Raw genomic sequence first — 4,753 nt, forward strand, 5'->3', positions numbered from 1 at the left:
TTTGTCCATTAGCGACTACCTTCTACTTTTTAGCATGAATTTTGTCCATTACACCGCTGTAGCATAAAGACCATACAAAGGCGACTATATACAATTGAAATAAAGCCACTTAATAAGCTACCTACTCGTGCAAACATAGTGATGGACACGACCTACTTTGGTAGAACGTTTGGCCTAATGGTATTTATCGACTATACAATCAAAGCGGTATTACACCACCGTATTATTCATTATGAAACTAACTCGCTGTATAAGCTAGGAATAGAGCATATAAAATCAAAAGGCATTGATATAACAAGTATTGCTTGCGATGGAAAACGCGGTCTTAGTGCTTCGTTTAAAGATACTCCCATGCAAATGTGCCAGTTTCATCAGCTACAGATCATCACTCGATACTTAACTCGTCGACCTAAAAATATCGCTAGTATTGCCCTTAGACAGCTCGCTTTAAACATAAAGGATTATGATAAGACAACGTTCATTCAAGACTTGGATAGCTGGTATTTGACCCATCAAGACTATTTAAATGATCGTAGTACCAATACAGATACTGGTAAGACTTGGTACACCCATAAGCATCTTAGAAGTGCCTATAGTAGCTTGCGAGTAAATAGTGATTGGTTATTCACTTATAGAGAATTGGATGACTTAAACATCCCAAAGACAACCAATTCTCTAGAAGGTTTGTTTAGTGCGTTAAAACGCCAATTAAGCAGTCATAATGGACTTAATAAACAACGTAAGCTTAAGTTTATTAACAACTTTTTAATGACAAACTCTGCAAGATAGCCTGAATTTTGTCCATTACACCGCAATTCACATCAATTTAATTCTCAATAAAAAAAGCGACCCTTAGGTCGCTTTAATAAAATGATTCAAATCTAAACCCAATTAACGCTCTAAATACTGAATCTTACCTTCAACACCATCCCATTTCTCAGCGTCTGGTAATTGATCATGCATTTCAGTGATGTTTGGCCACTCTTCAGCGAGCTCCGCATTTAATGCGATAAATTCTTCTTGACCCTTAGGCACTTCATCTTCTGAAAAAATAGCATTGGCTGGGCACTCAGGTTCACATAACGCACAGTCGATACATTCATCAGGATGAATGACCAAGAAATTAGGCCCTTCATAAAAGCAGTCCACAGGGCAGACTTCAACACAATCGGTGTACTTGCAGCGGATGCAATTTTCGGTGACAACAAATGTCATAGCGAGCTACCTTTATAAAAGTTATCTTGAACAATAGTTAACCATTTTGGCGAATTATCTTAGCTTGTATGCCATTAATATAGGTTACAGTTGCTAAATCGGTCTGGTCTTAATGGTTAGCACTACAAGATAAGTAAGTTGCGAATGAGGGATAAGATTTATTTTAGGGATGTATTTTACCTTGTTAATGGTTATTTCACAAATTCCCATCCGTCAGTTTTTTACAATCAGTCATTTTCAACTTTTTGTTTTAGCTCGTACAGAAGATCAAGGGCTTGCTTCGCAGTTAATTCATCAGGACGTAACGCTTTTAGTTTTTCATAAACAGTCATAACATTAGCATTTATACGGTTCATGCCATCACTCAAATCCTTTTTTTGACTGTCGGTTTCTAAAGTCTTTATTAAATCTAAAGCGCCTTGCGATTCGCTTAAGCTATGTGATTGTTGCGAAAAATCGGAAATTTTCGGTACAGAACTATGGCTATGGTCATCATTTGCATAAGCTTTATCCATTTTAGCATGATTACTATCATAAACTGATTGAGTGGCAGCAACAGAGATATTTAACGATTTTTGCTGTGTTAAGTAGTGCTCGGCTGCTATTAAAACTTGTTCTGGAATTCCCGCCATTTTTGCCACATGTAAACCAAAGCTGGAGCTTGCAGCGCCGGGTTGTATTTTATGAAGTAATAGCAATTGACCTTCAACTTGGCTGGCAGCCACATGCACGTTTCTAACTTTTTGAGTTAATTCGTTTTGTTCTGCCAATTGGGTTAATTCAAAATAATGGGTAGCAAATAGAGTTAAACTGCCCATTTCAGCCAATTGAACCGCGCAAGCATGGGCTATCGCCAAACCGTCAGTGGTTGAAGTACCACGGCCTACCTCATCCATAAGGACCAAGGAACTAAAACTAGATAAATTTAAAATCTGAGCGGTTTCAATCATTTCGACCATAAAAGTAGACTTACCACCAGCCAAGTCGTCTGCAGAACCAATGCGGGTAAATATACGATCAATATCACCTACGCGGGCTAAACTGGCAGGCACAAAGCTTCCACAGCAAGCCAATAAAACAATCAACGCCGTTTGTCGCATGTAAGTCGATTTGCCGCCCATGTTTGGCCCAGTAATCAACAACAATCTTTCATTATGTGACTTAGTACCCAATTGGCAATCGTTGGCTACAAAATGTTGGCTGCTCGACCCGGAAACTGGCATAACTGATTTAGCATGATTGATTTTGGGCTGATTCATGGCCTCAACAACCAGATGACGACCGTCTTGAATATCAAGATAGCTTGAATCAGGGTCTAACTCAGGTCTCACCCAGTTATTTTCTTTGGCTAGTACTGCCCAATTCAGCAGGACATCAAGTTGTGATAGGGCGGCGCTCAATTGCTGTAAATGATGTAGCTGATCGCTAATAGTTACTAAAAGGCCTTGATATAGAGCTTTTTCACGAGCGAGGGCATTGGTTTGAGCATCTAGGTAATCCACTTCCAGATTTTTAAGTGGTTCGGTGACAAAACGCTCGCTATTTTTTAGAGTCTGGCGACGGATAAAGGCATCTGGCGCAGAAGCTGCTTGACCTTTTGGTAATTCAAAGTAAAACCCACTCACTTTATTAAAACCTACTTTCAAACTTGCCAATTTGTAAGTTTCTCGGGCTTCATCAGCCATGTCATCCAAGGTTTGTTGGATATTATCATGCAAATGTACTAAGCGATCGAACTCTTCATCATAACCCGTGGCTATCATGCCTCCATCTCGTATATGTGCAGGTGGCTCCTCGATAATAGATTTATCAAGCATATCGGCTATGTGTATCAGTTCAGGATGTTCTAAAGGCAAATGATTGAAAATTTGAATCAACAACTGAGGTACATTAGGTTCTAATCCTAAGCTTTGTAACTGTTGCGCCAGTTGTTCGCTATTTCGTATACTAGTAGCCAGACGCCTTAAATCACGAGGCTTGGCACTATGTAATGCGATACGACTACTAATGCGTTCAATATCGGCAATACTTTGTAAATATTGCTGTAGCGGCTGTAAATTAGCCAATGACGGCTGACGAATAAACCATTCGACTGCATCTAGTCTATCCTGTAATTGCAAATGAGCTTGCTTCAAGCGTAAAGGACGCTTGAGTTGATTACTAAGCAAACGTTTGCCCATTGGTGTTTGACAGTGATTGACCACGCTCAGCAAACTGGTGCCATTCGGACTAACCGGAACAAATAACTCTAAGTTACGACTGCTAATATCATCAATAATCAGGTAATCTTCATCACGCTCAACGATCAACTCGTTTAGCTGCGGGGTATGTCTCTGCTGGGTCTGCTGGGCATAATGAATTAAAGCGGCGGTACTGGTCTGAGCCACGACGCTATCGGCTATACCCAAGCCCTCTATAGTTTGTACATTAAACTGTCTGCACACTGTGGTAGCTGCATGTTGAGCATGGAAGTCGCTAGCAGCTACGCTAATTACTGGGCAATAAAGTTTATCTTGAAGCCAATGACGCCACTCATCTGAGGTTGTCTCAGAAATAATAACCTCACTGGGCGAAAACCGTATCAGTACCGTAAGCAAACGTTGTTTTAAAAGCGCCTCAAAGTCTAACGATTGCTCTTCATCATGCTGATGAATATTAGTGCTACTAGCAGACTGCTTTAACAATGAGTCAAGGCGAAGGGTTTGGGTGCGTATGGTGCCGGCATTTAAGTCGAGCTGACTGATACCAACCTGCCATTTCTTAGCTTGAGCTTGAGTTACTTGATGTAAATTCTTACTGACCAGAAAGTCAATTGAGACTACACATGGGGTCTGGTTCGGACCAATTAAGGCATCGTCTGTTAAAGTACCTGCGGTTAAAGTCTTAACCACCTCTCGTCGCATAATGCCTTTAGCTGATGGCTTTTCGACAACTTCATTGGGCTCTGCAATCTCTTCAACCTGTTCGCAAATTACCACTGTTTCTCCAGCTGCAATCAGCCGCGCCATGTAACTCTCAGCAGCATGAAACGGGACACCTGCCATGGCGATATTATTTCCTGCTTTGTGATTACCACGACGTGTTAGGGTAATGTCTAAGATATCAGCAGCCCGCTGCGCATCTTCAAAAAATAACTCATAAAAATCGCCCATACGATACAACAATAATGCATGAGGATATTGTGCTTTTAAGGTTAGATATTGCACCATCATAGGGGTATGATCGTCTAAGTTGTATGTGATGCCAGCAATATTAAATACAGAAGTTTCATTAGTAGTGGGGTTTGAATTTGAATTGGAATTTGAATTTAAATTATTAGGCATAATAGGGGTATCAAGCATTATAGAAGATTTACACTAGAATTAATGAATGGAGATAAGTAGTAATAGCAGATATCTATAAAAAGTTATATCTGCTTTAAACAGCGTTATTTTAGCAATCAAAATGGGTTACTCTATATTTTAACACCTATTTTTATATAAATAGAACTTACGCACTATCATAGACGCAAATATTATGATAGTTCGAACCTACACTT

Annotated in this window: 3 protein-coding genes; 1 reads left to right on the forward strand and 2 read right to left on the reverse strand. The window is 39.9% G+C overall.

All coding sequences use genetic code 11. The features are described 5' to 3' along the window. Window positions 1-141: 141 nt before the first annotated feature. Window positions 142-789 carry a hypothetical protein gene (locus QZ265_RS09850; RefSeq protein WP_296405747.1) on the forward strand — a complete coding sequence of 216 codons (648 nt, stop codon included), beginning with the start codon at window positions 142-144 and terminating at the stop codon, window positions 787-789. A 102-nt stretch (window positions 790-891) separates the two neighbouring features. On the opposite strand, the gene fdxA is transcribed toward QZ265_RS09850, so the two are convergent. Both fdxA and mutS read right to left on the reverse strand, forming a co-directional pair. After that, window positions 892-1,215 (reverse strand): ferredoxin FdxA, encoded by a 324-nt coding sequence (gene fdxA / locus QZ265_RS09855; RefSeq protein ID WP_296405749.1) that lies wholly within the window; start codon window positions 1,213-1,215, stop codon window positions 892-894. Between the two features lie 227 nt (window positions 1,216-1,442). After that, on the reverse strand, window positions 1,443-4,538 hold the full coding sequence (gene mutS, locus QZ265_RS09860) for a DNA mismatch repair protein MutS (protein ID WP_296405751.1): 3,096 nt from the start codon (window positions 4,536-4,538) through the stop codon (window positions 1,443-1,445). Between the last annotated feature and the right edge of the window lie 215 nt (window positions 4,539-4,753).

Source organism: Psychrobacter sp. (genome assembly GCF_018260395.1).
Taxonomy (GTDB): Bacteria; Pseudomonadota; Gammaproteobacteria; order Pseudomonadales; family Moraxellaceae; genus Psychrobacter.

Bases quoted from the DNA above. Each gene is read 5' to 3' on its own strand.
- fdxA (WP_296405749.1), bottom strand. From the start codon at position 1,215: ATGACATTTGTTGTCACCGAAAATTGCATCCGCTGCAAGTACACCGAT.
- QZ265_RS09850 (WP_296405747.1), top strand. From the start codon at position 142: ATGGACACGACCTACTTTGGTAGAACGTTTGGCCTAATGGTATTTATC.
- mutS (WP_296405751.1), bottom strand. From the start codon at position 4,538: ATGCCTAATAATTTAAATTCAAATTCCAATTCAAATTCAAACCCCACT.